The organism is Streptomyces sp. NPDC090021 (genome assembly GCF_044748225.1).
In the GTDB taxonomy this organism is placed as follows: Bacteria; Actinomycetota; Actinomycetes; order Streptomycetales; family Streptomycetaceae; genus Streptomyces.
Genome location: NZ_JBIVFO010000004.1, coordinates 230,854 through 256,817 on the forward strand (window position 1 = coordinate 230,854; position 25,964 = coordinate 256,817).

The following is a 25,964-nucleotide window of genomic DNA, read 5'->3' on the forward strand; positions in this document are numbered from 1 at the left end:
ACGGCTCAGCTCGCGCTGCCTGTGTCCGCCTCCGTCGCGACCGTCTTCGCCCAGCGGTAGTCCGCCTTGCCGCTCGGGGAGCGCTGGATGGCCGGTGTGATGACCAGCTGCCGCGGAATCTTGTAGCCCGCGAGCCTGGTGCGGCAGTGGCTCTGGATCTCGTCCAGCGTCGGCGCCGCGGCCCCCGGCCGTACCTGGACCACCGCGGCCACATGGCTGCCCCAGGTCGCGTCGGAGACCCCCGCCACCAGGGCGTCGTACACGTCGGGGTGCGCCTTCAGCGCCTGCTCGACCTCCTCCGGATAGACCTTCTCGCCGCCCGTGTTGATGCACTGCGAGCCGCGGCCGAGGACCGTCACGATGCCCCGCTCGTCGACGGTCGCCATGTCACCGAGCAGTACCCACCGCTCCCCGCCCTTCTGGAAGAAGGTGTCGGCCGTCTTCTGCGGGTCGTTGTAGTAGCCGAGCGGTACGTGGCCGCGCTGCGCGAGCCGCCCCGGCTCACCGACCGCCACCGGCTCGTGCGTCACCGGATCCACCACCTGCGTGCGGTCGTTGACCTCCAGGCGGAAGCCCTTCTCCGGGCCCGAGTCGTCCGTCGCCCGACCGTTGGACCCGGACTCGGAGGACCCGAAGTTGTTCAGGAGCAGGACGTTCGGCACCAGCCTCTGGAACTCGGCGCGCACCGTCTCGGACATGATCGCCCCGGATGAGGAGACGCTGAACAGTGAGGACAGGTCGGTGCCTCGGAGCGGACCGTTCAGGGCGTCGATGAGCGGCCGGAGCATCGCGTCACCGACGAGCGACACGCTCGACACCCTCTCCTTCTCGATGGTGCGCAGCACCTCCTCGGGGGCGTACTTGCGGTGGATGACCACCCGCTGGCCGTAGTTGAAGGCGATGAACGAGGTCAGTGTCGAGGTCCCGTGCATCAGCGGGGGAGCGGGGAAGAAAGTGAGCCCGGCGCCGCGCGCCGCCACCCGCTCGGCCAGCTCCTCCGGCCGTTTCACCGGTTCGCCCGAGGGCTCACCACCGAACAGCCCCGCGAAGAAGAGGTCCTCCGCCCGCCACATCACGCCCTTGGGCATGCCCGTGGTGCCGCCGGTGTAGATGATGAACAGGTCGTCGGCGCTGCGCGGCGGGAAGCCGCGCCCGGGCGAGCCGGCCGCCTCCGCGTCCGGGTACGCGACCGGTGCGATCGACGGTTCCGCGGCCCCCTCGGGGGTTTCGCCGACCCGGATCAGGTGCCGCAGCCGCGGCGTCCTCGGCAGCGCGGCCGCCACCCGCCCGGTGAACTCGCCCTCGAAGACGAGCGCGGCGAGGTCGGCGTCGTTGTAGAGGTAGACCAGTTCCTCCTCCACGTACCGGTAGTTGACGTTCACCGGGACCAGCCGGGCCTTCAGGCAGGCCAGGACGGTCTGGAGGTACTCGATCCCGTTGTAGAGGTGCAGTCCCAGGTGCTCGCCGGCCGTCAGGCCGCTGTCCAGCAGGTGGTGTGCGATCCGGTTCGCCGCCGCGTCCAGTTCCGCGTAGGTGAGGCGGCGCTCGGCGCCGGTCCCGGGGTGGTCCACGTACACGAGGGCCTCGCGGTCCGGGACCACGTCGACGACCGACTCGAACAGGTCGGCAAGGTTGTACTCCACCGTTCCTCCTGACCCCGTTGTTCCCGATGACTGGCCCCGTGGCCGGCTGCTCAGGCGGTCATTAGAGCGCCGCGGCCGGTCAGTGGGAAGGGAACCGTCCAAGAAATCTGACTGGGTGTCAGGAAACTATTGAACTGCACCCTCCCCTACTGCAACCTGTTCTAGGTCTTGAGACGGGAGGACGGCAATGGGTGGGACGGAACACCTGACCGTGGAACGCCGCGGCGCCACGCTGGTGCTCACCATGAACAGGCCCGAGGCGAAGAACGCGCTCTCGCTGCCGCTGCTGGTGGGGCTGTACGACGGCTGGCTGGAGGCGGACGCCGACCACGGGATCCGCTCCGTGGTCCTGACCGGTGCGGGCGGCGACTTCTGCGCCGGCATGGACCTCAAGGCACTGGCCGGCCAGGGCATGGCCGGCGACCAGTACCGGGACCGTCTCAAGGCCGATCCCGACCTGCACTGGAAGGCGATGCTCCGTCACCATCGGCCGCGCAAACCCGTGATCGCGGCGGTGGAGGGCTACTGCGTGGCCGGCGGCACCGAGATCCTCCAGGGCACCGACATCCGGGTGGCGGCCGAGGGCGCCACCTTCGGCCTCTTCGAGGTCAGACGGGGACTCTTCCCGATCGGCGGCTCCACGGTGCGGCTGCCCCGGCAGATCCCGCGCACGCACGCGCTGGAGATGCTGCTGACCGGACGCCCGTACTCGGCCGAGGAGGCCGCGCGGATCGGGCTCGTGGGCCGGGTCGTCCCGGACGGTACGGCGCTGGACGCGGCCCTGGAGATCGCCGAGCAGATCAACGCGTGCGGGCCGCTCGCGGTCGAGGCGGTCAAGGCGTCGGTCTACGAGACCGCCGGGCTGACGGAGACGGAGGGCCTGGCCTCCGAACTCCTGCGCGGCTGGCCGGTCTTCGACACGGCGGACGCCAAGGAGGGGGCACGGGCCTTCGCCGAGAAGCGGCCCCCGGTGTACCGGCGGGAGTAGTGCGGGCCGGCCGCGCCCGGCCCGCGCGGCCATGTGCCCGTGGCCGTGGCTGTGGCCGTGGCCGTGGCCGTGCCCGTGCCCGTGCCCGTGCCCGTGCCCGTGGCTGTGGCTGTGGCCGTGGCCGTGGCCGTGCGGGGGCCGGGCGGGGGCCGGGCGCGGCGCGCCGCCGCCGGTGGCTCCGCCCCCCGATGCCGCGCCTCGAATGCCGGTGGGGCCGGAAGGTCGGGCTCCACCCCGGACCCCGGACCCCCGCGCCTCGAACGCCGGCCGGGCCGGGTTTCGCCGGCGCCCCGCCCGGACACCCCGTAGTCCTCCCGGCGGGAGCCGGTGACCCGGAGCCTCCGTCCGGGACGCCGGATCCCGCCCGTACCCGGAATCAACCGCATCGGAGAGCCACCATGACAGCAGCCTCCCCGCCGGAGGTGCTCCGCGCGCCTCTCGTCGTCGAGTTCCCCTTCACCCGGTCCCTCGGGCCCGTTCAGGGCGCGTTCCTCACCGGTCTGCGCGAGCGCGTCGTACTCGGCGTGAAGACCTCCGACGGCACGGTGGTCGTACCGCCCGTCGAGTACGACCCCGTCACCTCCGAGGAGGTCCGCGAACTCGTCGAGGTCGCCGCCACCGGCACCGTCACCACCTGGGCCTGGAACGACCGGCCCCGCCCGAACCAGCCCCTCGACACCCCCTTCGCCTGGGCCCTGGTCAGGCTGGACGGCGCCGACACCGCCCTCCTGCACGCCCTCGACGCCCCCGGCCCCGACGCCGTGCACACCGGCATGCGCGTCCGCGTCCGCTGGGCGGCCGAACGCACCGGCGCCATCACCGACATCGCCTGCTTCGAACCGCACGACGACGGCGGGCCCGCCCCCGGCGCCCGCCCCGCACCACACGACGGTGTCTTCCGGGACGCCGTCACCGGCATCGTCGCCGAGGCCCGCCTCGACTACGTCTACAGCCCCGGCCGCGCCCAGACGGCCTACATCAACGCCCTCTCCGAGCGGCGGACCGTCGGCGAGCGCTGCCCCTCCTGCGCCAAGGTGTACGTCCCGCCGCGCGGCGCCTGCCCCACCTGCGGGGTCGCCACCACCGACCGGGTCGAGGTCGGTCCCGCGGGCACCGTCACCACCTTCTGCATCGTCAACATCAAGGCCAGGAACCTCGACATCGACGTCCCCTACGTCTATGCGCACATCGCCCTCGACGGCGCGGGCCTCGCCCTCCACGGCCGGATCGGCGGCATCCCGTACGACCAGGTCCGCATGGGCCTGCGCGTCGAGCCCGTCTGGACCGAGGGCGGCCGCTACCCCGATCACTACCGCCCCACCGGCGAGCCGGACGCGGACTACGAGGCGTACAAGGAGCTCATCTGATGACCGGGCCCAGGACGAGCAGGTACGCGCGCGACGTGGCCGTCGTCGCCTTCGCGCAGAGCGACCACCTGCGCCGCACCGACGAGCTCAGCGAAGTCGAGATGGTCATGCCGGTCCTCCACGAGGTGCTGGCCGCCACCGGGCTGAAGGTCGGCGAGATCGGCTTCACCTGTTCCGGATCCAGCGACTACCTGGCCGGCCGTGCCTTCTCCTTCACCATGACCCTCGACGGGGTCGGTGCCTGGCCGCCGATCTCCGAGTCCCACGTCGAGATGGACGGCGCCTGGGCGCTCTACGAGGCCTGGGTCAAGATCCAGACCGGCGAGGCGGACACCGCGCTCGTCTACTCGTACGGGAAGTCCTCGCCCGGATCCCTGCGCGACGTGCTCACCCGCCAGCTCGACCCGTACTACCTCGCCCCGCTCTGGCCCGACGCGGTGGCCCTGGCCGCCCTCCAGGCCCAGGCCCTCATCGACGCGGGCGAGACCGACGAGTCCGCCCTGGCGGCCATCGCGGCCCGCAGCCGGACCGACGCCGGAGCCAACCCGCACGCCCAGCTGCGCGGCGCCGTCCCGCAGGGTGACTACCAGGTGCGGCCCCTGCGCACCGGGGACTGCCCGCCCGTCGGCGACGGCGCGGCCGCCGTGGTCCTCGCAGCCGGCGACCTCGCGCGGCAGCTGTGCGAACGCCCCGCCTGGATCACCGGCATCGACCACCGCATCGAGGCGCACGGCCCGGGCCTGCGCGACCTCACCGACTCGCCGTCGACCCGGATCGCCGCGCAGCACGCGGGCTTCTTCGACGCCCCGGTGGACACGGCGGAACTGCACGCGCCGTTCTCCTCCCAGGAGGTGGTGCTCCGCAAGGCCCTGGGGCTCGGCGGCGTCGACACCGGCACCGACACCGACGTCGACACCAGCACCGACACCAGCACCAGCACCGACACCAGCACCAGCACCGGCACCGGCACCGGCACCGTCGCCGTCAACCCGTCCGGCGGGGCACTCGCCGCCAACCCCATGATGGCCGCCGGCCTGATCCGCATCGGCGAGGCGGCGGCGCGCATCCACCGGGGTGCGTCCGACCGCGCCGTCGCCCACGCCACCTCCGGCCCCTGCCTCCAGCAGAACCTGGTCGCTGTCCTGGAAGGGGACGCAAGGTGAACAAAGAGCCCGTGGCCGTCGTCGGCGTCGGCCAGACCAAGCACGTCGCGGCCCGCCACGACGTCTCCATCGCCGGACTGGTCCGCGAGGCCGCCGTGCGCGCCCTCGCCGACGCCGAACTGACCTGGGCCGACATCGACGCGGTCGTCATCGGCAAGGCCCCCGACTTCTTCGAGGGGGTGATGATGCCGGAGCTGTACCTGGCGGACGCGCTCGGCGCCGTCGGCAAGCCGATGCTGCGCGTGCACACGGCCGGTTCGGTCGGCGGGTCCACCGCGCTCGTCGCCGCCAACCTCGTCGCCGCCCGCGTCCACCGCACGGTCCTCACCCTCGCCTTCGAGAAACAGTCCGAATCGAACGCCATGTGGGGGCTCTCGCTCCCCGTCCCCTTCCAGCAGCCCCTGCTGGCCGGCGCCGGCGGCTTCTTCGCCCCGCACGTGCGCGCGTACATGCGGCGCACCGGCGCGCCGGACGCGGTCGGCTCGCTCGTGGCGTACAAGGACCGGCGCAACGCGCTGAAGAATCCCTACGCGCACCTGCACGAGCACGACATCACCCTGGAGAAGGTCCAGGCCTCGCCGATGCTGTGGGACCCGATCAGGTACTCGGAGACCTGCCCGTCCTCCGACGGCGCGTGCGCCATGGTCCTCACCGACCGTGCGGGCGCGGCCCGTTCGCCGAAGCCGCCCGCATGGGTGCACGGCGGGGCGATGCGCAGCGAACCCACCCTCTTCGCGGGCAAGGACTTCGTCTCGCCGCAGGCCGGCAAGGACTGCGCGGCCGACGTCTACCGACAGGCCGGGATCACCGACCCGCGCCGGGAGATCGACGCGGTCGAGATGTACGTGCCGTTCTCCTGGTACGAGCCGATGTGGCTGGAGAACCTGGGCTTCGCCGAGGAGGGCGAGGGCTGGAAGCTCACCGAGGCCGGCGTCACCGAGCTCGACGGAGACCTTCCGGTCAACCCGTCCGGTGGTGTGCTGTCCACCAACCCGATCGGCGCGTCCGGCATGATCCGCTTCGCCGAGGCCGCCCTGCAAGTACGCGGCCAGGCCGGGGAACACCAGGTCCCGGGCGCCCGCCGGGCCATGGGGCACGCGTACGGAGGCGGCGCGCAGTTCTTCGCGATGTGGCTGGTGGGGGCGCAGGAACCGGCCGGCTGAACGCGGCCGTCCGTCCCGCCCGGGTGCCGGACCGGTCACAAGTGACTCACCGTGGCCTGTGCGGCACCCGCCGCGATGGCTAACCTGGCCCCCGGACGACGTACCGGGAGGAGCACGCACGTGGCCGAGAGCATGACTTCACAACCCCTCGCCGGCTGGGGGAAGCCGGACCTCGATCTCACCGGGGCGGACTGGCAGTCGAGCAGCCGGGGAGCGGGTGACGTCCAGATCGCCTTCGTCGAGGGCTTCATCGCGATGCGCAACAGCGAGCGCCCCGAGAGCCCCTCCCTGATCTTCTCCCCGGACGAGTGGCACACGTTCGTACGCAACGCCCGGGGCGGGGAGTTCGACCTCACCTGACCGCACGCCACCGCCCCGTCCCCGCCGGGGCGGTGGCTCCCGGGACGGTCCCGCCGGGACGGCGGACTCCGCGGGACGGGCGGGCCGGGCGGAGCACGCGGGCCGGGCCGGCCGCTCGGACGTACCCGAGTACCCCCGCTGAGTACTTCCGCTCATGATCCGCGGGTCACCGCTGCCTAGAGTGACCCGCATGGACACGGACCGGACCCCCACCGACACGCCGACCGCGGACACGCCCCGGTGGTTCAAGGGCTGCGCGATCGCCGCCCTCTGTCTCCTCGGCCTGGCCGGCCTCGGCACCTGGGCCCTGGCCGAGTTCGAGAAGGGCCTCGACGGCTACGGCCAGCTGGAGCAGAGCGGCCCGTCCGGATACGTGGCGGACCCCCTCGGCCCCGGCGCGACCGCCCGGTACGAGGACGGCCTGAAGATCACCGTCAGCCGCCCGCGCGCGGAGCCCGACGGCACCTACAGCCTCACCGTGACCTACGACAACGACACCGACGAAGAGCTCCGTCCCGGCGGCGACTCCGCCGCCTCCGCCGTGTCCTCGTACGGCGACGCGCCCCTGGCCGTACGCGCCGGCCGGTCGCTCGACGACGGCGCCTTGGGTCACAGCCTGAACTGGCTGAACTCGCAGGAGTCCGCCGCCGCCCTCATGCCGCCCCTGGGTGCGGACCGCAAGCGCACCGTCCCGGTCCGCGTCAGGCCGAGCACGAAGCGCGTCCCGGTCACCGTGGAGGTGCAGCCGCCGACCGCAGGCTTCCGGGAGACGGCGTACTTCCAGCTCACCCTGGACTGACCCGGCCGGTCGGTAGGGTGGCGGCATGAGCGGAGAGAGCGACCTGCGGAAACTGCTGAGCGGCATGCGCCCCGAGCTGAACGAGGGCGTGTACGTCTTCTGCACCGTCCCCGGTACGGCCGTCCCCGCCGGGACCGCGCCCGTCGCCACCGTCCTGGAGCCCGAGGGCCTCACCCTCGTGCTGCGCCAGGAGGACGCCGACGCCGCCGGACTCGCCTACGACTACACCGCCGGCTGGATCACGCTGCGGGTCCATTCCGCCCTCGACGCCGTCGGTCTCACCGCCGCCTTCGCCACCGAACTCGGTGCCCACGGCCTGAGCTGCAACGTCATCGCCGGATATCACCACGACCACCTCTTCGTGGCCGCGGACCGGGCCGCCGAGGCCGTGGCCCTCCTGGAAGACCTGGCGGTGCGTTCCGGACAGGACCGATCGGCTTGAGGGCTCTCTCGAACACATCTCGAAACCTGCTCGGAACCCTGCCGGAACCGCCCCCGATCCCCGCCCGAGCCCCGTCGTAAAAGAAGATCGGATTCTTTCCGACAGTGGGATCCCCCGCGATGTGCGCGGGCGTACGCTGATCTCCCAGAACAGGCCTGGGGGGTACCAGCCATGACGGACCACCGGACGCGCACACGGCGCACCATGGTCGAACGCGATACCGAACTCGCCATCGTCGAAGAGGCCCTGGACCAGCTCACCGGTCCCGGGCCGGACGCCGGCGGCGCGCTGCTGGCCTTCTCCGGGCCCGCCGGACTCGGCAAGACCACGCTGCTCGCCGAGCTGCGCCGCCGCGCACACGCCCGCTCCTGCACCGTCCTCGCCGCCCGCGGCGGCGAACAGGAGCAGAGCCAGCCCTTCCACGTCGCCCGCCAGCTCATCCAGCCGCAACTGGCCGGCCACTCCGAACAGGAACTGCGCGCCGCCCTCGGCGGCTGGTACTCCATCGTCGGCCCCGCCCTCGGACTCTGCGCCCCCGAACAGGGCGCCCCGCCCGACCCGCAGGGCCTGCGCGACGGCCTCGACTGGGTCCTCACCCACCTCGTCGTCAAACGCGCCCCCGTCACCCTCGTCCTCGACGACGCCCACTGGGCCGACCCCGAATCCCTGAGCTGGCTCGCCGCCTTCGCCCCGCGCGCCGAACACCTCCCGCTGCTCCTCGTCGTCGCCTACCGCCCCGACGAACTGCCCGCGCACGCCGGCGCCTTCCGTACGCTGCCGGGCCGGGCGGGACAGCGCCCGCTGCCCCTCGCCCCGCTCACCCCGGCAGCCGTGGCGGCCCTCGTCCGCGAGGCCCTCGGAGACCACGCCGACGACGCCTTCTGCCAAGAAGCCTGGGCCGTCACCACCGGCAACCCCTTCGAAGCGGTCGAACTGACCGCCAAGGTCCGGGGCCGGGGGCTGCGGCCCGTCGAGGAGAACGCCGCCCAGCTGGCCGACCTCGCCGCCGCTCAGCGCGGCAGCGGACTCGTCGCCCGCCTCGAACGCCTCGGCCCCTCCACCGTCCGCTTCGCCTGGGCCTGTGCCGTCCTCGGCACCGCCATCCCGCAGGACATAGCCGCCCGGGTCGCCGCCCTCGGCAGCGAGGAGGCCGTCCGTGCCACCGTGCGTCTGCGCGACGCCCGCATCCTGTCCGCCGCCGGAACCACGACGGACCAGGCGGCCGAGACCGGGCTGGAGTTCGTCCACCCCCTCATCGCCACCGCCATCTACCGTGCCATCCCCGACGCGCTGCGCGTCGCCCTGCACGGGAAGGCCGCCGCCGCCGTCGTCGACGCGGGCCTCGGCTCCTCCGCCGCGGCCCGCCACCTGCTGGAGACCCACCCCGAGAACGACCCCTGGGTGGTGCGCACCCTGCGCGAGGCCGCCGCGGAGAACCTCCGCGCCGGGGCCCCCGACGCCGCCCGCCGCCAGCTCGCCCGCGCCCTGCGGGAGCCACCGGACTTCGACGAACGCGCCGCCGTACTGTACGAACTGGGCTGCGCCTCCCTGCTGACCGAGCCCGCCAACACCGTCAACCACCTCCGGTCGGCACTCGCCGAGCCCTTCGACGACCCGGCCCTGCGCCAGGGCATCGTGATCCGGCTCGCCCAGGTCCTCGCGCACAGTGACCGTCTCGCCGAGGCCTCGGAATCGCTCGCCCGCGAGATCGCGCAGACCCCGGACGTACGGGCCCGGCTGCGCCTGCAGTCCGAACAGTTCATGTGGGACGCCTTCAACGCCGCCGAGACCGACTCCCCGGCCCGTTCCCGGCGCCTCACCCGGCTCGCCGACCGCCTCACCGGCCGCGACCTCACCGAGCGGTACGTCATCGCACTGCGCGCCTGGGACGCCTGCCTGCGGGGCGAACCGGTCGACGTCGTGCTCCACCATGCCGCCCGGGTACTGGAGAAGCCCTTCAGCTGGGCGCACGAGGACCGCGGCTTCGAGGTGCCCGTCCTGGCCGCCATGGTCCACATGTACGCCGACCGGCCCGGCCGGGCCGAGGAACTCTTCGAGGAGGGCACCGCCGAGTTCGAGCGCCAGGGCTGGCGCGGCGCCCACCTGTCCTTCGCCTACAGCCTGCGCGCCTACATCCGCTACCGGCGCGGGCGGCTCGTGGAGGCCGAGGAACTGGCCCGGTCCGGACTGCGGCTCGCCGAACGCGTGGGCCGGCGCACCCCCGTGCACTGGTACGCCATAGCGATCCTCCTCACGACGCTGCTCGCCCGGGGCCGGGTCGACGAGGCAGGGGAGCTGGCACAGGAGCACGAGTTCGGCGCTCCCTTCCCGGCCGCCGTGGTCTTCCCCGACTCCCAGACCGTGTACGCCGAACTGCTGCTCGCCCGGGGCGAGGTGCGCGCGGCCGTCGCCGAACTGGAGGCCGTGGACCGGCGGCTGACCCCGCGCGGCATCCAGAACCCGGCCTGGTGCCCGTGGCAGCTGCACCTCGCGCGGGCCGTCGTCGCCGACGATCCGCAGCGGGCCCGCGCCCTCGCCGCGGACGCCGTCCGGCGCGCCAGGGCCTTCGGCGCCCCCTCCGCCATCGGCCAGGCCCTCCGGGTGGCGGCCGAGGTCGCCGCGCCGCAGGACCGGACCGAGCTCCTGCGGGAGGCGGTCACCCTGCTCTCGGCCTCACCCGCCGGCTACGAACTGGCCCGGGCCCTGGCCGCGCTCGGCTACGGGCTGCGTGACGCGGACCTGCTCACGGCGGCGGTGGTCACGGCCCGGGAGTGCGGCGCCGACTGGCTGGTGGAGGCGGCGACCGAAACCCTGACGGGCCTGGGCGGCGCCCTGCCGCCCGCGCCGCCCCGGGCGGACTGGGTCACCGAGGAGGAGATCCGGGCCGCCGACCTCGCCGTACGTACCGCGAAGGAGCCCGAGCCGGCGTCCCCGGACTGGGCGCTGTCCGCCGCCTGCCGCAAACTCGGCACCGACAGGTCCGGACTGCGTGCCGCCCTGGAAGCGTTCGCCCGCAGCTCAACGTGATCGGGGCCGCCGCCGGGCGGGCAGGGTCCCCCCCCATGGACCCCAGGGACCCCATGGACCACAGCGACAGGACCCCCTGTTCCGGACCGAAGCGGCAACCTTCGAGGAGGCGGTCCGCCGCGCGTACGACCGCGGTGATCCCGTGCCGCGGGTGCCCTCCTGCCCCGGCTGTACGGTCACCGACCTCGTTCGGCACCTCGGCGGAGTGCACCGCTTCCTCGCGCACGTCCTGCGCCAACGGCTCACGACCCCGCCGGACCCCGCCGGCCTCGCCCTGCCCCGGGCCCCGGGGCCGCGGACGGCCCGGACGCGCTGAGCGACTGGTTCACCCAGGGCGCGCGGGAGCTCGCGGAGCTCTTCCGCGAGCTGGGACCCGACACCCCCGTGTGGACCTGGTCGCGGGAACAGACCTCCGGCTTCCGGCTGCCGATGCAGCTGATCGAGCCGGCCGTCCACCGGTGGGACGCCGAATCCGCCACCGGGACCCCCGGCCCGCTCGCCCCGGCCGTCGCCGTCGACGCCGTCACCCGGAGCGTCGAGGTCATGGCACCGGCCCGCCGTACCGGGAAGCAGGCGCCGCAGGGTACCGGGGAGAGGTACCGCTTCCGGCGTACGGACGGCCCGGAATCCTGGACCGTCCTCTCCTCGGGTGACCAGGTGCTGCTGGAGCCGGGCTCCACCGGGCCGGTGCCCGTCGAGGCCGCCGGCTCCGCCTCGGACCTGGCCCTCTTCCTCCGGCGCCGCGTCCCGCCCACGGCCCTGCACGTCACGGGCGGCACAGACCTGCCGGCGCACTGGTTCACCCTCGTCCCACCCGTCCGACGGGCCCGGTCGCGCCCGGGGCGGGACGAGGGCCCCCCGGCCCGTGAAACTCCACCGGCCACGTACCATGGCCGCATGTCCTTCCTCCGCCGCCACCGCGCCGCCACCCCCGCCGGCCCGGAATTCGACGTCCTGGCCATGGACCCGGGGGACTGGCCGGGCAATCTCGGGGCCGGGCTGCTGCCCGCGCCCGACGGCAGCTGCCAGGGGGTCTTCCTCCGCTACGACCTGTTCGGCGGACGTGGCCCCGCGATGATCATCGGAAACCTCCCCGAGGGCTCCCCGGCCAGGGACCTCGCCGACGGCCAGGTCCCCTTCGAGGTGGCCCAGCTCCTCGACGCGCTGGAGAACGACGAGGACGTCGAGGTCACGGGCGTCGAGGACTGCCCCGTCATGCAGGGCGACAACCTCCTCATCGTCCGGAAGATCAAGCTTTCGGAGTCCCGCATCTCCTGCGTCCAGTTCGACCGCAGCGACAACGTGCTGGTCACCATCGCCAGCTGGGACCGCCCGATCACCGATGACCTCTACGCCCTCCTGAAGCCGCTCCCCGCCGAGCTCTTCCAGCAGGGCTGACCCGCCGGGTCACCGGGACCGGCCCACGGGGTCCGGCGCCACCCCGCGCGGCCGGTCCCGCCCGATCACGCGTCCGCGATGTCGTTCGCCGCCACGTAGCCGAACGTCATCGCGGGACCGATCGTGGACCCGGCCCCCGCGTAGCTGTGGCCCATCACCGCGGCGCTGGCGTTGCCCGCCGCGTACAGGCCGCGGATCACCGAACCGTCCGCCCGCAGTGCCCGGGCCCGCGCGTCCGTGACGATGCCGCCCTTCGTCCCGAGGTCCCCCGGCACGATCTTGAAGGCGTAGAACGGCGGCACCCAGATCGGCGCCAGGCACGAGTTGGGCAGCACGTTCGGGTCGGTGTAGTAGTGGTCGTACGGGCTGTCGCCCCGGTGGAAGTCGGAGTCGGTACCGCTCCACGCCTGCGCGTTGAACCGGCCCAGCGTCGACCGCAGCGCGCCCGCCGGTACGCCGATCCGGCCGGCCAGCGCGTCCCACGTCCACGCCTTCTTCGCCGCGCCCGCCTCGTACCACGCGTCCGGGAAGGGCAGCGTCGGCAGGATGTCCTTGAACAGGTACTTGTTGCGGTAGTTCTGATCCACGATCAGCCACGCCGGAATGTGCGAACCGGTCGCGCCCCGGTCCTTCTCGTACATCACGTGGACCACATCGCCGTACGGGGCCGCCTCGTTGACGAACCGGGTGCCGTTCGCGTTCACGATCAGCCCACCCGGCAGGGTGCGTTCGGCCAGGCAGAAGTACGGCTCGCCGGGCAGCGGGATCGACGGTCCCCACCACGCGTCGTCCATCAACGCCAGCGCTGCCCCGGCCCGCCGGCCGGCCAGGATGCCGTCGCCGGTGTTCTCCTTCGCGCCCACCGACCACTGGGTGCCGATCGGCTGCTGCTGGTACTGCACCCGCATCGCCGCGTTGTGCTCGAAGCCGCCCGAGCCGACGATCACCCCCTTGCGGGCCCGTACGACGCCACGCACACCCTCCTTGTCCACCACCACGCCGGTGACGGCGCCGCCCTCCTGGACCAGGTCCACCAGGGGACTGTTCAGCCACAGCGGGACCCCGGCCCGCTGGAGTCCCGCCCGCAGACCGGCCGCCAACGCCTGACCCATCGTCAGTGGCTTCTCGCCGCGCAGCGCCGCCTTGGCACCGCGCGCCAGGCATTCGGTGGAAACAGCCAGACCCCTCGCGCTCACCGCAGCGAGGTTCAGCCACTTGTAGTCCTGGCTGAAGACCACCATCCCGGCCGGCACCGGCATGTACGCCGGGTTCAGACGGGCCAGTTCACCGCCCAGGAGGTTCCCGTCGATCTGATCGGGCTCGATGGAGCGGCCGTTGGGCAGACCGCCCGGAAGGTCGGGGTAGTAGTCGCTGTACCCCTCCATGAAGCGGAACCGCAGGGGGCTGTTGGCCATCACGAAGTCCAGCATGCGCGGACCGTTGGCGAGGAAAGCCGCCTGGCGGTCGGCCGGAACCTCGGGCCCGACGACGGCCGACAGGTACGTCGCCGCCTTCTGCGGGGTGTCGGGCACCCCGGCGGCCAGGATCACCGAATTGTTGGGCAGCCAGATGCCGGCCCCGGAACGTGCGGCCGATCCGCCGAAGGTGGGAGCCTTCTCGATCACGAGAACGCTCAGCCCGCGCTGCGCGGCGGTGAGCGCGGCCGTCATCCCGGCGGCCCCCGAACCGACCACGACCACGTCGTACTCACCGAGCGGCGGCCCGGCCTGGACGCCGTCGGCCCGTGCCGCGCCGGACGGCAGCACGGCGGCGGCGAGCACCCCGGCCCCCGTACCGGCGAGGACGGCGCGTCTGGACGGGAGGGGGGCGGGGGACGTGCGTGAAGCGCTTGCGGACATGGGCAGGCTCCAGCGGAGTGGGGAGGAGAGGGTGACTCCAGCATGTCTGATGCTGAGTCAGAAAAGGTGTTCGGGGGATCATGTGATGTCAAGCCATCCGGCGCCCGCGACACGCCCTCCCGCTCGGTCCTCCGCCCCGGCCCCCGCTCAGTACCGTGCTGCCGGGGCGCGAACGGGCGAAGTCCCGTGGCGGTGGGAGCCACGGGACTTCGCGTCAGGGGGGCGGGAGGTTCAGCGGGTGCCCACCGCCGCCCGGACCGCCCGGCGGGCCATCCCCGCGTCGTCGTGCAGGCGGCGGAGCAGCAGCCGCTGCTCCTCCCCGGAGGACAGGGCGCCCGCCGGCAGCGGCTGCGTCGGGGCGGTCGCCAGCATCGAGCGCTGCACCGCCGTCTCGGACATCCGGATCTCCCGGGTCAGGACCAGCATCAGGTTGATCAGGAACGCGTCCCGGGCCGCCGGGCCGGCCGACTGGGCCAGCCGGCTGATCTGGGCGCGGGCGGCGGGGGCGTCGCCGAGCACCGTCCACAGGGTGGCGAGGTCATAGCCCGGCAGATACCAGCCCGCGTGCTCCCAGTCGAGCAGCACCGGACCGGCGGGGGACAGCAGCAGGTTCGACAGCAGCGCGTCGCCGTGGTTGAACTGCAGCGCCGTCCCCGACATCTTGACCCCGTGCAGCAGCTTCTGCAGGTCCCCGAGGTCCCGGTCGGTGAGCAGCCCCAACTCGTAGTCGCGGGCGATCCGCCGCGCGTAGTTCATCGGGGTCCCGAACAACTCGCCCGGCGGCTGCCACTGGTTGACCCGGCAGACCGCACCCAGGGCCGCCCGGAGGTCCACCCGCGGCGGCGGCTCCACCGGGTGCCGCTGGAGCGCCGCGACCCGACCCGCCATCCGTTCCACCACCAGCGTGCAGTTCTCCGGGTCGGCGGCGATCAGCCGCGGTACCCGGACCGGCGGGCGGTGCCGGACGAACGCCCGGTACGCCGCTATTTCGTGGCGGTACCGCTCGCGCCACTCCGGCGAGTGGTCCAGTAACACCTTCGCCACGGCGGTCATGCGTCCGGTGGTACCCACCAGCAGGACCGAGCGGCCGCTGCGTCGCAGTACCTGCACCGGCGCGAACTCCGGACAGATCCGCTGCACCGAGGCGAGCGCGGTGCGCAGTTGCGCCCCCTGCGGCCCCGAGAGGTCGATTCTTCCGCTGACGGGCTGCGATCCCGTGCCCGGCATGCGCCGCGCGCGGACGGTGCCCTGCACCGGTGCCGCCGGGCGGCCGGGTTCGAGGTAGGAGCCGCCGCCCGCCGGGAGCGTGCGGTGCGACCGGACCGGTGCGGACACGGAGGACGTTGCTGCGTACATGGTGATACGGATCCCTTCGTGCGCCGACGAGTTGCGTACGCCACCCCGCCGATCCCGTGCTTCACCCTGGGGAGTTCCGCCGGTGACCGGGGCGGGGAGGCGCATTCCTACCTGACACCCGGCGCAAGGTGGCGAACCATCGGGCGTGCCCTGGCGAAGCCTGGCGAATAGTCGCTGGGCATCTGACGGGGGGCTACTGTCAACTCAGCCGAGAACCTGGGGGCTTGACGTGAGCAAAGGTCCAAACACCCGCTTGAACGACCTGTTCGGCCTGGCCGGCTGGTCGAAGGGCGAACTGGCGAGGATGGTGAACCGGCAGGCGGCGGCCATGGGCCACCCGCAGCTGGCCACCGACACCTCGCGGGTGCGGCGCTGGATCGACATGGGGGAGAGCCCCCGCGAACCGGTGCCCACGGTACTGGCAGCACTGTTCACCGAGCGGCTCGGTCGTGTCGTGACCATCGAGGACCTCGGGTTCGTACGGCAGCGGCGCACTTCCAGACGGCAGCCGGACGGGGTTCGCGAGAACCCGGACGGCATGCCCTGGGCGCCCGAACGCACAGCCGCGGTCCTCACCGAATTCACGGGAATGGACCTCATGCTCAACCGTCGCGGTCTGATGGGCGCGGGCGCCGTGCTCACCGCCGGCTCCGCCCTCACCAACGCCATGTACGACTGGCTGCACACCGACCCCGCCCGGGCGAAGCAGACCCCCGGGCGGTTCGGGGACTCCTTCCAGGCCGACCCAGCGGGTTACGACCGCTACGAGGCCGCCCCGATCGGCTCCCAGGAGATCGAGGCGCTGGAGCGCTCCGTCGAGGTGTTCCGCGCCTGGGACGCGTCCAGAGGCGGCGGGCTGCAGCGCAAGGCCGTCGTCGGCCAGCTCAACGAGGTGGGCGGGATGCTCGCCTATCACCACCCCGACCACCTGCAGCGGCGGCTCTGGGGGGTGGCGGCCAACCTGGCGGTGCTCGCGGGCTGGATGTCGCACGACGTGGGCCTCGAACCCACCGCGCAGAAGTACTTCGTCATCGCCGCGCACGCGGCCCGCGAGGGCGGCGACCGTCCCCGCGCCGGTGAGGCGCTGTCCCGCGCCGCCCGCCAGATGGTCCACCTGGGCAAGCCGAACGAGGCCCTGGACCTGATGAAGCTGGCCCAGTCCGGTTCCGGCGAGCAGACCCTCCCGCGCACCCGCGCCATGCTGCACACCATCGAGGCCTGGGCGCAGGCCGCCATGGGCAAGGGCCAGGCCATGCGCCGCACCCTGGGCGAGGCGGAGGAGCTCTTCGTCTCCGACAAGGGCGATGTACCGCCGCCGAGTTGGATGCAGCACTTCGACGAGGCGGACCTGCACGGCATGCAGGCCCTCGCCTACCGGACCCTCGCCGACCACGATGCCAGCGCGGCGCCGATCGCCGCGCGCCACGCCAAGGAAGCCCTTCGGCTGCGCGGTGAGGGCTACCAGCGCTCGCAGATCTTCGACTACATCTCCATGGCCTCCGCCTGCTTCATCGCCGACGAGCCGGAACAGGCCGACCGCTACGCGCGCCTGGCCCTCGTCTCGATGAACGAGACCTCCTCGCACCGGACATGGGACCGGCTGCGCGAGATGTACCGGCTCACCGCTCAGTACGCCGGATTTGCGCGCATCGAGGACCTGCGCCAGGAGATCAAGCTGGCCCTCCCCGACTCCCCGGCGCCGAGCGGCCGGCCGGCCACCGGGGTGTAGCCCCCGGCCCGCCCCCGTGTGCCCCGGGTTCCGTGTGCCCTCCGGGCCCCCACGGCCGGTACGTCGCCGCACAGTTCCGCAGGGGAGAAGGCCGTGTCCTCCGGCGCGGCCCCGAAGTCCGTACGGCCGGCTCCGCGGCCGGCCCTCACCGTGTGCCTGGGCTGTGGCCGTAAGGGTGTGCCGGGTCGCGGTGTCCGGTGTGGTGCGTGGCAAGGCGGTGGGACGCGGCTCGTACCGGGCGTACGCGCATGGTCCGACGACGCGGCGAGGTGCGGTGTCCGGCCGCCGCGACCCGGTGGACCGCTGCGGTCACGGCACTAGCCGCCGACTCGGGCGACCAGCACGCAGGCGTCGTCCTCCCGCTCGCTCTCCCCGAACTCCTCGATCACGAGCCGCACGCAGTCCTGGGCCGACCGAGCCGACGAGAGCCGCGGGGCGAGTGCCAGCAGCCGTTCGGTGCCGTCCGCCCGGCTGAACTCGATGCTGCGCGGCGTCAGGCCGTCCGTGTGCAGGACGAGCACGTCGCCCGCTTCGAGGTGCTCCTCGGCCTGCCCGTACGTGGCTCCGGACGTCGCGCCCAGCAGGACGCCCTCCGGCGGTGTCAGGGCGCGGCCGGACCCGCGGCGGAACAGCAGGGGGGCGGGGTGGCCGGCCTGGGCCCAGGACAGTACCCGGCGTGCGGGGTCGTAGCGGCAGCACACGGCCGAACCGAGGGCCGGCTGCACGGAGGTCTCGAGGAGCTGGTTGAGCCAGCCCATCAGCGGGCCCGGCGCGATCCCGGCCATGGCCATGCCGCGCAGGGCACCCAGCATCATGGCCATGCCGGAGGTGGCGGTCACCCCGTGTCCGGTCAGGTCGCCGACCGTCAGCATCGAGCATCCGTCGGGGAGTTCGAGTGCGTCGTACCAGTCTCCGCCGATCAGTGCGCTGCTCGCGGACGGCAGGTAGTGCGCGGCCACGTCCAGCGTGCCGGTGCCGGTGTGCGGGAACCGCAGGGAGCCGCGCCACGGGGGGAGCACGGCTTCCTGCAGCTCGACCGCCAGCCGGTGCTCGGTCTGCGCGATCTCCCGCTGGCGCTGCAGCGAGTCACGGGACTCGCGCACCGCCCGCTGGCTCCGGCGCAGTTCACTCACGTCCCGCAGCACGGCCCACATGGACGCCGTGCAGCCGTCGGAGTCGAGTACCGGCTCGCCCCTCATGTGCAGCGTCCGGACCCGGCCGTCGGCCCGGACGATGCGGAACTCGCCGTCGATCGGCCTGCCGTCGACCAGGCAGGCGGTGACCCACGCGGTGAGCAGCGGCTGGTCCTCGGAGAACAGGGTGGAGCCCAGCTCGTCGAGGGGGAGGGCGCCCGACTCGGGGGACCGGCCGAAGATCTGGAACAGTTCGTCGGACCAGCTGACCTCGTCGGTCAGCAGGTTCCACTCGGCGCTTCCGACCCGCGTCTGAGCCTCGGGCGCGACCTCGGGGGCCGCCTGCGGGAACGCGGCGGCCTCGGGAACCGGCGGCAGGCCCTCCTTGAGCTGGCCGAGGTGTTCGCGGAGGTCGTCGAGGTGGTGCACGGCGAGATCGCACAGCGCGCGCTGCCAGCGGCCCTGGGCGTCGTCGTCGTCCACGACCGTGTCGCGACGGACCGCGTCCACGTCTCCCCGGAGGCGACGGGTCTGAGAGATCAGTGCGTCCACCGACCCCGGCTCGGGCGGCTGCGCGGGACGGTCCGCGAACAGGTGGGACGGCATGAGAACTCCGATACAGGCGCGGCACGGCCAAGTCTGAAGGAAGGACCGGTAACGACTGTTGCACAGGCGGCGACACTGTGTAAGGCGTTTGGCAACATCCGCTACGTTCTTGCTTCTGGTATATGCCGCAGGCCTGCGGGGCCGCGCGTCACGTGCGAACGAATCCGGTCAGCCGAAGTCGGCGCGCGGGCCGCGCGGGCCGACTGGTGGGGCGCGGGGTGCGGTGGTGACCGACGGCCGGAATCCGGCCATCCACCCCCTGTGACTCGATCAAACGCCCGATACGTACGAGGTGTTGCGGCGGACGGACACACGCGGTTCCCGGTTCACCGCGCGCGCCGAGATACCCCCGAACGGATGACACCCTCGCCGGAACAGCGGCGGGATCGAGGCTTCCCACCACAGCGCAGGGTCGCTACCCTACGTGCCGGTAATAAACCGGGGAGGTCCGCACGGGCGGGCCCGCGCAGCGCTGGGGACACGACATTGAGCGGGCAGCACCACCCCACCGGCGGGAGCCGGCGTTCCTTCCTCACCTACCTCGTGGCGGCGCCGACCCTCGCACTGGTCACCCGCGCAGGCGCCGACGCGCTGGCTCCGCAGACCGCCCGCGCGGTGGTGCCCTCCCTGCCGGCCGTCGCCGACGTGATCGACCTCGGCGACCTGTTCATCCTGGCCGGAGCGCCCACCTCGGCCCTGCTCGCCCTCGCGGTGGAGGCGGACGGCACCGTCCGCTTCCGGCTGCCGCGCGAGGAGGTCGGCCAGGGACTCACCACCGCGGTGGCCATGCTGGTCGCCGAGGAACTCGACGCGCCCCTGGCCGACGTACGCGTGGAACTGGACGACGCACGGCCCGAGTTGCTGTTCAACCAGCTCACCGGCTCCTCCAACTCCATCCGCTCCCTCTACGGGCCGGTCCGCCAGTGCGCGGCGACCGCCCGGGCCCGCCTCGTCGCGGCCGCCGCCCACCGCTGGAGCCTCGCCCCGGCGGCGCTGACCACCGCGGACGGGACCGTCCGGGCCCCCGACGGACGCACCGCCCGCTACGGCGAACTCGCCGCGGCCGCCGCCGACCCGGGCCTCGCCGTCCCCCTCGCCACCCCCAAGAAGGCCGCGCAGCACACCCTCGTCGGCCGGCCGACGAGCCGGGTCGACGCGCGCGCCATGGTCACCGGCGCCCAGCGGTACACCCTCGACCTCGACGTCCCCGGCGCCAAGCCCTGCGTGGTACGCCGCCCGCCCACCTTCGGCGCCGCCGTCCGCGCCGTCGCCAACCTCGCTGAGGTGCGGGCCATGCCCGGGGTCCTGCACGTGGTCACCGTCCCCACCGGGGTCGCCGTCGTCGCGGAGACCTTCGGGCAGGCCATCACCGCCACATCGGCCCTCCGGGTCACCTGGGGCCCCGGCCCCGCCGACCAGCTCTCCGACGCGGAGATCCGCGCCAGGCTGCGCGCCGCCACCCCGCCCCTGCTGGTGCCGCCGCTGCTCACCCCGCACGTGGACGCCGAGTTCGACTTCGCCTTCGTCAGCCACGCCCCGATGGAGACCAACTGCGCCGTCGCCGACGTACGGGACGACCGGGCCGAGATCTGGTCCGGCCTCAAGTCCCCCATCGTGGCCCGCCAGACCATCGCCGCCGAACTCGGCCTGCCCCTGGACAAGGTGACGGTGCACGTCGTCCAGGCCGGCGGCTCCTTCGGCCGCAGGCTCTTCTTCGACGCCGCGCTGGAGGCCGCCCGGATCTCCCGGGCCTGCCGCCGCCCGGTCAAGCTCATGTGGACCCGGGTGGACGACACGCGGCACGGCCGGATGCGCCCGGCCACCCACCACCGGATCCGCGCCACGCACCTGCTGGGCGAGGTCCTCGGCTTCGAGCACCGCGTCGCCGCCGCCGAGACCGACTTCCGCCACGGGCTCGGCGAGATCATCACCGCGACCGCGGCGCACCTGCCCCTCGGCATCGGCAACGCCACCCTCGCGCAGACCCTGTTCCACACGACCGTGAAGTCCCCGTACCACTTCGGACTCACCACCCAGGCCCTCACCGAGGTGCCGACCGGGATCCCCACCGCCTCGTGGCGCTCGGTGTACTCCGCCAACACGCGCGGAGCCGAGGAGATCGTGGTGGACGAACTGGCCGCGGCCACCGGCAGGGACCCGTACCGCTTCCGGCGCACCTTCCTCAAGACGGACGCCCAGCGCGCCGTCCTGGACAAGGCCGCCGCGGAGGGGAACTGGGGACGGCCGATGGAACCCGGCTGCGCCCAGGGCATCGCCTTCCACGAGGAGTACAAGTCGCGTACCGCGTGCCTGGTGGAGATCGACACCCGCGATCCGCAGCACGTCCGCGTCACCAAGGCGGTCATCGCCGTGGACGTGGGCCTGCCGGTCAACCCGCGCGGGCTGGAGGCCCAGATGATCGGCGGCCTCACCGACGCGATCTCCACCACCCTGCGGGCCGGACTGCACATCGACAAGGGACTTCCGCTGGAAGGCAGTTACAGCCAGTTCCATTGGGCGCAGCAGCGCGACACCCCGCGCGACATACGCGTCTTCGTGCTGCCCGCCACCGGTACGGAGCCGGGCGGCGCGGGCGAGCTCGGCGTGCCCGCCGCGGTCGGCGCCGTCGCCAACGCCTGGGCCCGGGCCACCGGTTCGAAGCCGCGCAGCTTCCCCCTCGACTTCGACGTCGACTTCACCCCCTACCCCCGATAGCCGCAGAGCCAGGAGTACGCCGTGCCCTCGCACACCTTCACCGTCAACGGGCGGAGCGTCACCGTGGACGCGCCCGACGACCTGCCCCTGCTGTGGGTGCTCCGCGACCTGCTGGGCGTCCACGGCCCCAAGTACGGCTGCGGGGTGGACGTCTGCAAGGCCTGCACCAGCCACCTCGACGGGGTGGACGTCCGCCCGTGCGTCGTGCCGGTGTCGGCGTGCGCGGGCCGGACCGTGACCACCATCGAGGGCCTCGCCGACGGTGACGACCTGCACCCCGTGCAGGAAGCCTGGCTCGAACAGGACGTCGCCCAGTGCGGTTTCTGCCAGCCCGGTCAGATCATGGCGGCCGTCGCGCTGCTGAAGCGCACCACCGACCCCACGGACGAGGACATCGACGCCATCGCCAACATCTGCCGGTGCGGCACCTACTTCCGCATCCGGGAGGCCATCCGCAGCGCGGCCGCCAGGATGTGAGCGGCGGATCCCGGTGCCTCCCCCGTGTCCGTGACCATGGGCCCCGGGATCCGGCCGCTCGTGGACAAACCTATGCGGGTGGGCGGCTGTTCGCAGGGTTCGTCCTGCCCAGTGACCGGGCGAGACCGGTATCACAGCGCACAGTGTGCGGTGGGTGGTTGAATGCGCCGGTGTCACGGTCCGACGACGTACTGAAGCTCCACCGGCTCGCCCACGCAGGTGGGTCGGCCGCGCTGCTGGAATGGCTCGGCACCCGCCTGGGCGGATGGACCGGTGTGGTCCGGCACGCCGGTGCCGGCGACCCGGCCGACCCGGGTGGCCCGGCCGACCCGGGTGGCCCGGAGCGGCGGGAGCAGCCGCCCGGGGCCGCCGTCCGCGGCGCCGCCGAGCTGAGCGCCCGCGGGGTGCGGTCGGCCGTCCTGCACGACGCCGGATCCGCCACCCTGCTGTTCGCACTGGACGACCGGCGTGCGCTGGCCGCCGTCCTCCCGCTGCCCCACCCTCCCGAGGCGCCCGCGCTGCTGGCGGACGCCGTGGTGCCGCTGGCCCTCGTACTGCGCGCCGAGGAGGCGGAGCGGCGGGAGGCGCGGGCCGCGGTCGCCGAGGCGCGCGCCCGCGAGGCCGTGCTCCGCCTGCTGATGAACGGCGGGCTCCCGGCCGCCCACCAGATCGCCGAGGCGCTGCGGCCGCCGCTGCCCGACCCGATCCGCCTGTACGTCGCCGAGTGCCGGACCGGCCGCCGTACCGAAGTGGCCAGACTGTGCCAGGAGTTGACCGGCGGCCGGGCGTGGATCGTGCCCTGCCCGGTCTACGTGCGCCACCTCATCATCCTGGTCCCGGCCGACGCGGACGCGGTGTCCGCCGACCACGACCCCCTGGCCGGGGCGCTGACGGCGGTGGCCCCGGACTGCGCGGTCGGAGTCAGCGGGGAGCTGGCCCTGAGCCAGGCCCCGACCGCCTACACCCAGGCCTTCCACGCCCTGGCCGTCGCCCGCGGCCGCGGCGAACGGCACGCCCGCTTCGGCCCGGGACCGGAGCTGGCGCTCGCGGCCCGCGAGGCCGGGGCCGACTGGGCCGGAGCCCTGCTCGCGCCCCTGCACGCGTACGAGCCCCGACGCCCCCAGGACCCCGGCGGGCAGGAACTGCGCGCCACCGCCCACGCCTGGCTGAACTTCGGCTCGCACGCCACCCGGCTGCTCAGGGTCCACCGCAACACCCTGTCCGCACGGCTCCGGCTGATCGAGACGCTGCTCGGACTGGACCTCGCGCGCCTCGGCGACCAGGCGGGGCTCTCGCTGGCGCTGCGGCTGACTCCGGGTGCGGGGCGGGGGAGCGGCGCCGCGGCCACGGCGGGCACCCCCGGCCTCGACGCGGTCCTGCGCGATCCACGGCTGACCGAGTGGGCCCGGGGCCACCTGCGCCCGCTGACCGGCCCGGACGCCCCGGCCGGTGCGCGGGACACCGTCCGCACCTGGCTGGCCCACGACGCGCGGCTCGTCCCGGCCGCCGCCGCGCTCGGGGTGTCCGTCCCCGGGGCCCGCAAGCGGCTGGCCCGGATCGAGGGCCTGCTGGAGCGTTCGCTGCTGCAGTCCCCGAGCGTCCGGTACGACCTGTGGCTGGCCCAGCGGGCCGAGGAGCTCGCCGAGTGACACAAGCCCCAAAAGGGATGTTCGTCGAAAAAAATGCACGATCATGCCCGAATGAGGCGTATCAATGTGAAGCGCGTGCTGGTCGGTGAACCCCTCGACACCGCGCGGCTCGGCGAGACCCTGCTTCCCAAACGGCTCGCCCTGCCGATCTTCTGCAGCGACCCTCTCTCCTCCGTGGCCTACGCCACCGAGGAGATCCTGCTGATCCTGGCCCTCGGCGGCGTCGCCCTGCTCCACCTCTCCTGGTACGCGGCCGCCGCCATCGTCTTCCTGCTCGTCGTCGTCGTGGCCTCCTACCGCCAGACCTGCCACGCCTACCCGGGCGGCGGCGGCGCGTACGTCGTCAGCGCCGAGAACCTCGGACAGACCGCCGCGCTCACGGCCGCCAGCGCCCTCCTCGTCGACTACGTGATGACCGTCGCGGTCTCCGTCGTCTCCGGGGTCTCCGCCATCACCTCGGCCGTCCCCGCGCTCAGCGACCACGAAGTGGTCATGTCGGTCGCCTTCGTGGCGCTGCTGACCCTGATGAACCTGCGCGGCGTCAGGGAGTCGGGCCGCGTGTTCGCCATCCCCACCTACGGGTTCGTCCTCGTCATCTACCTGATGTTCGCCGTCGCCGCCGTACGCCTCGGCACCGGCCAGACCATCCGTGCCGAATCCGCCGATCTGCCGATCATCGCGACCGGCACCTACACCGGACTCGCCCTGGTCCTCCTCGCGATGCGTGCCTTCGCCTCGGGCTGCACCGCGCTGACCGGCGTCGAGGCGATCAGCAACGGAGTCCCCGCCTTCCGCAAACCCAAGGCCAGGAACGCCGCCACCACGCTCGCCGCGATGGGCTTCCTCTCGGTGACGATGTTCGCCGGCATCACCGCCCTCGCCATGACCTACGAGGTGCACGTCGCGGCCGACCCCACCGAACTGGGCCTGCCCCCGGGCACCCCGACCTCCACCGCCCTCGCCCAGATCGGCCGGGCCACCTTCGGCAGCTGGCACTTCCTCTTCTACCTGCTCCAGGCCGTCACCGCCGGGGTGCTGATCCTGGCCGCGAACACCGCCTTCAACGGCTTCCCCATGCTCGCCTCGATCCTGGCCAGGGACCGGTACGCGCCCCGCCAGCTCTACAACCGCGGCGACCGGCTCGTCTACTCCAACGGCGTCGTGCTCCTCGCGCTCGCCGCCGTCGCCCTCATCGTGGCCTTCGACGCGGAGCTGACCCGCCTCATCCAGCTCTACATCATCGGTGTGTTCGTCTCCTTCACCCTCTCCCAGTCGGGCATGGTCCGGCACTGGAGGAAGGCGCTCGCCTCGCCCGCCACCCCGCGCGAGGAGCGGGTCCACATCCACCGCAGGCTCGGCATCAACGCCGTCGGCGCCACACTGACCGCCCTGGTCCTCGTCATCGTCCTCGTCACCAAGTTCACCCACGGGGCCTGGCTCGTCGTCATCGCCATGCCCCTGCTGTTCCTCGGCATGAAGGGCGTGCGCCGGCACTACGACCAGGTCGCCCGGCAGGTCGACGTCGCCCCCGACGCCCGGCCGCGCCGGCCCGCCCGCCACCACGTGCTCGTCCTGGTCGCCGCCGTGCACGCCCCGACCCTCAAGGCGATCGGCTACGCGCAGGGGCTGCGCCCGGACACGCTGACGGCGGTGACCGTCGCCGCCGACGAGACGGAGGCGGCCCGGCTGCGCGCGGCGTGGGAGGAGCACGACCCGGGGCTGTCGCTGAAGATCCTCCACTCGCCCTACCGGGAGGTGGTGGGACCGATCCTGGCGCACGTGGAGGAACTGGCCGCCGAACCGTCGACGGACATGCTGTCCGTGGTGATCCCCGAGTACGTCGTCGGCCACTGGTGGGAACAGCCCCTGCACAACCAGAACGCCCTGCGGCTCAAGGCCCGCCTGCTGTTCACGCCGGGGGTCGCGGTGATCGACGTCCCCTACCTGCTGGAGTCGGCCGAGGCCGCCAAGGCGGCCGAGGCCGCGGGGCGGGACGGCTAGGGCCTGTATTGAGTTGCCCCGCGGCGTCGCGACGCCCGGCACGCACCCTCGGCGCACGAGCCGAATGTCCTAGTAGCTCCGCTACGAGG

18 protein-coding genes and 1 pseudogene are annotated in these 25,964 nt (G+C 73.2%); 15 read left to right on the forward strand and 4 right to left on the reverse strand.

The window, feature by feature from the left end; genetic code table 11:
• Positions 1–5: 5 nt before the first annotated feature.
• Complete coding sequence (locus tag ACIPXC_RS04640; protein ID WP_401613490.1) at positions 6–1,643, reverse strand: acyl-CoA synthetase; 1,638 nt, start codon at positions 1,641–1,643, stop codon at positions 6–8.
• A gap of 187 nt (positions 1,644–1,830) precedes the next feature.
• On the opposite strand from ACIPXC_RS04640, the gene ACIPXC_RS04645 reads away from it, so the two are divergent.
• From ACIPXC_RS04645 to ACIPXC_RS04690, 10 genes and pseudogenes are all read left to right on the forward strand, one after another.
• On the forward strand, positions 1,831–2,631 hold the full coding sequence (locus ACIPXC_RS04645; protein WP_401613492.1) for a crotonase/enoyl-CoA hydratase family protein: 801 nt from the start codon (positions 1,831–1,833) through the stop codon (positions 2,629–2,631).
• Positions 2,632–3,029: 398 nt separating this feature from the next.
• Positions 3,030–3,998 carry a Zn-ribbon domain-containing OB-fold protein gene (locus ACIPXC_RS04650; RefSeq protein WP_401613494.1) on the forward strand — a complete coding sequence of 323 codons (969 nt, stop codon included), beginning with the start codon at positions 3,030–3,032 and terminating at the stop codon, positions 3,996–3,998.
• Positions 3,998–5,161 (forward strand): thiolase domain-containing protein, encoded by a 1,164-nt coding sequence (locus ACIPXC_RS04655; protein ID WP_401613496.1) that lies wholly within the window; start codon positions 3,998–4,000, stop codon positions 5,159–5,161. Before ACIPXC_RS04650 ends, ACIPXC_RS04655 begins: the two co-directional genes overlap by 1 nt.
• Positions 5,158–6,324 (forward strand): thiolase domain-containing protein, encoded by a 1,167-nt coding sequence (locus ACIPXC_RS04660; protein ID WP_401613497.1) that lies wholly within the window; start codon positions 5,158–5,160, stop codon positions 6,322–6,324. Before ACIPXC_RS04655 ends, ACIPXC_RS04660 begins: the two co-directional genes overlap by 4 nt.
• A 132-nt stretch (positions 6,325–6,456) precedes the next feature.
• On the forward strand, positions 6,457–6,684 hold the full coding sequence (locus ACIPXC_RS04665) for a DUF397 domain-containing protein (protein WP_373024377.1): 228 nt from the start codon (positions 6,457–6,459) through the stop codon (positions 6,682–6,684).
• A 190-nt stretch (positions 6,685–6,874) separates the two neighbouring features.
• Complete coding sequence (locus tag ACIPXC_RS04670; RefSeq protein WP_401613499.1) at positions 6,875–7,483, forward strand: hypothetical protein; 609 nt, start codon at positions 6,875–6,877, stop codon at positions 7,481–7,483.
• A 25-nt stretch (positions 7,484–7,508) separates the two neighbouring features.
• Complete coding sequence (locus tag ACIPXC_RS04675; RefSeq protein WP_392579569.1) at positions 7,509–7,925, forward strand: ACT domain-containing protein; 417 nt, start codon at positions 7,509–7,511, stop codon at positions 7,923–7,925.
• A gap of 204 nt (positions 7,926–8,129) precedes the next feature.
• A complete protein-coding gene (locus ACIPXC_RS04680; RefSeq protein ID WP_401613501.1) occupies positions 8,130–10,952 on the forward strand; it encodes an ATP-binding protein in 2,823 nt (940 codons plus the stop codon).
• A gap of 151 nt (positions 10,953–11,103) precedes the next feature.
• A pseudogene (locus tag ACIPXC_RS04685) lies at positions 11,104–11,360 on the forward strand (maleylpyruvate isomerase N-terminal domain-containing protein); the annotation flags it as partial.
• 489 nt (positions 11,361–11,849) lie between these two features.
• Positions 11,850–12,350: a hypothetical protein gene (locus ACIPXC_RS04690; protein ID WP_401613533.1), complete on the forward strand. Its 501-nt coding sequence runs from the start codon at positions 11,850–11,852 to the stop codon at positions 12,348–12,350.
• A gap of 65 nt (positions 12,351–12,415) precedes the next feature.
• On the opposite strand, the gene kstD is transcribed toward ACIPXC_RS04690, so the two are convergent.
• Both kstD and ACIPXC_RS04700 read right to left on the reverse strand, forming a co-directional pair.
• Positions 12,416–14,209: a 3-oxosteroid 1-dehydrogenase gene (gene kstD, locus ACIPXC_RS04695; protein WP_401613503.1), complete on the reverse strand. Its 1,794-nt coding sequence runs from the start codon at positions 14,207–14,209 to the stop codon at positions 12,416–12,418.
• A gap of 231 nt (positions 14,210–14,440) precedes the next feature.
• Positions 14,441–15,565, reverse strand: coding sequence for an aminoglycoside phosphotransferase family protein (locus ACIPXC_RS04700; protein WP_401613505.1), 1,125 nt, complete (start codon positions 15,563–15,565; stop codon positions 14,441–14,443).
• A 229-nt stretch (positions 15,566–15,794) separates the two neighbouring features.
• Between ACIPXC_RS04700 and ACIPXC_RS04705 the strand changes: the two genes are divergently transcribed.
• Complete coding sequence (locus ACIPXC_RS04705) at positions 15,795–17,294, forward strand: hypothetical protein (protein WP_401613507.1); 1,500 nt, start codon at positions 15,795–15,797, stop codon at positions 17,292–17,294.
• Positions 17,295–17,611: 317 nt separating this feature from the next.
• Here the strand turns inward: ACIPXC_RS04705 and ACIPXC_RS04710 are convergent, their stop codons facing one another.
• Positions 17,612–19,033, reverse strand: a complete 1,422-nt coding sequence (locus tag ACIPXC_RS04710; RefSeq protein ID WP_401613509.1) for a PP2C family protein-serine/threonine phosphatase — start codon at positions 19,031–19,033, stop codon at positions 17,612–17,614.
• Positions 19,034–19,519: 486 nt separating this feature from the next.
• On the opposite strand from ACIPXC_RS04710, the gene ACIPXC_RS04715 reads away from it, so the two are divergent.
• The 4 genes from ACIPXC_RS04715 to ACIPXC_RS04730 all read left to right on the forward strand — a co-directional run bounded on the left by ACIPXC_RS04715 (position 19,520) and on the right by ACIPXC_RS04730 (position 25,875).
• Positions 19,520–21,748, forward strand: coding sequence for a molybdopterin cofactor-binding domain-containing protein (locus ACIPXC_RS04715; RefSeq protein ID WP_401613511.1), 2,229 nt, complete (start codon positions 19,520–19,522; stop codon positions 21,746–21,748).
• 21 nt (positions 21,749–21,769) lie between these two features.
• Positions 21,770–22,225 (forward strand): (2Fe-2S)-binding protein, encoded by a 456-nt coding sequence (locus ACIPXC_RS04720; RefSeq protein WP_401613513.1) that lies wholly within the window; start codon positions 21,770–21,772, stop codon positions 22,223–22,225.
• Between the two features lie 170 nt (positions 22,226–22,395).
• Complete coding sequence (locus ACIPXC_RS04725) at positions 22,396–23,874, forward strand: helix-turn-helix domain-containing protein (protein ID WP_401613515.1); 1,479 nt, start codon at positions 22,396–22,398, stop codon at positions 23,872–23,874.
• A gap of 51 nt (positions 23,875–23,925) precedes the next feature.
• Positions 23,926–25,875: an APC family permease gene (locus tag ACIPXC_RS04730; protein ID WP_401613517.1), complete on the forward strand. Its 1,950-nt coding sequence runs from the start codon at positions 23,926–23,928 to the stop codon at positions 25,873–25,875.
• Positions 25,876–25,964 lie beyond the last annotated feature (89 nt).

Excerpts from the sequence above, each read along its gene's own strand:
- ACIPXC_RS04645 (WP_401613492.1), top strand. The coding sequence starts at position 1,831 with ATGGGTGGGACGGAACACCTGACCGTGGAACGCCGCGGCGCCACGCTG.
- ACIPXC_RS04650 (WP_401613494.1), top strand. The coding sequence starts at position 3,030 with ATGACAGCAGCCTCCCCGCCGGAGGTGCTCCGCGCGCCTCTCGTCGTC.
- ACIPXC_RS04655 (WP_401613496.1), top strand. The coding sequence starts at position 3,998 with ATGACCGGGCCCAGGACGAGCAGGTACGCGCGCGACGTGGCCGTCGTC.
- ACIPXC_RS04665 (WP_373024377.1), top strand. The coding sequence starts at position 6,457 with ATGACTTCACAACCCCTCGCCGGCTGGGGGAAGCCGGACCTCGATCTC.
- ACIPXC_RS04670 (WP_401613499.1), top strand. The coding sequence starts at position 6,875 with ATGGACACGGACCGGACCCCCACCGACACGCCGACCGCGGACACGCCC.
- ACIPXC_RS04675 (WP_392579569.1), top strand. The coding sequence starts at position 7,509 with ATGAGCGGAGAGAGCGACCTGCGGAAACTGCTGAGCGGCATGCGCCCC.
- ACIPXC_RS04680 (WP_401613501.1), top strand. The coding sequence starts at position 8,130 with ATGGTCGAACGCGATACCGAACTCGCCATCGTCGAAGAGGCCCTGGAC.
- ACIPXC_RS04690 (WP_401613533.1), top strand. The coding sequence starts at position 11,850 with ATGTCCTTCCTCCGCCGCCACCGCGCCGCCACCCCCGCCGGCCCGGAA.
- kstD (WP_401613503.1), bottom strand. The coding sequence starts at position 14,209 with ATGTCCGCAAGCGCTTCACGCACGTCCCCCGCCCCCCTCCCGTCCAGA.
- ACIPXC_RS04700 (WP_401613505.1), bottom strand. The coding sequence starts at position 15,565 with ATGTACGCAGCAACGTCCTCCGTGTCCGCACCGGTCCGGTCGCACCGC.
- ACIPXC_RS04710 (WP_401613509.1), bottom strand. The coding sequence starts at position 19,033 with ATGCCGTCCCACCTGTTCGCGGACCGTCCCGCGCAGCCGCCCGAGCCG.
- ACIPXC_RS04730 (WP_401613517.1), top strand. The coding sequence starts at position 23,926 with ATGAGGCGTATCAATGTGAAGCGCGTGCTGGTCGGTGAACCCCTCGAC.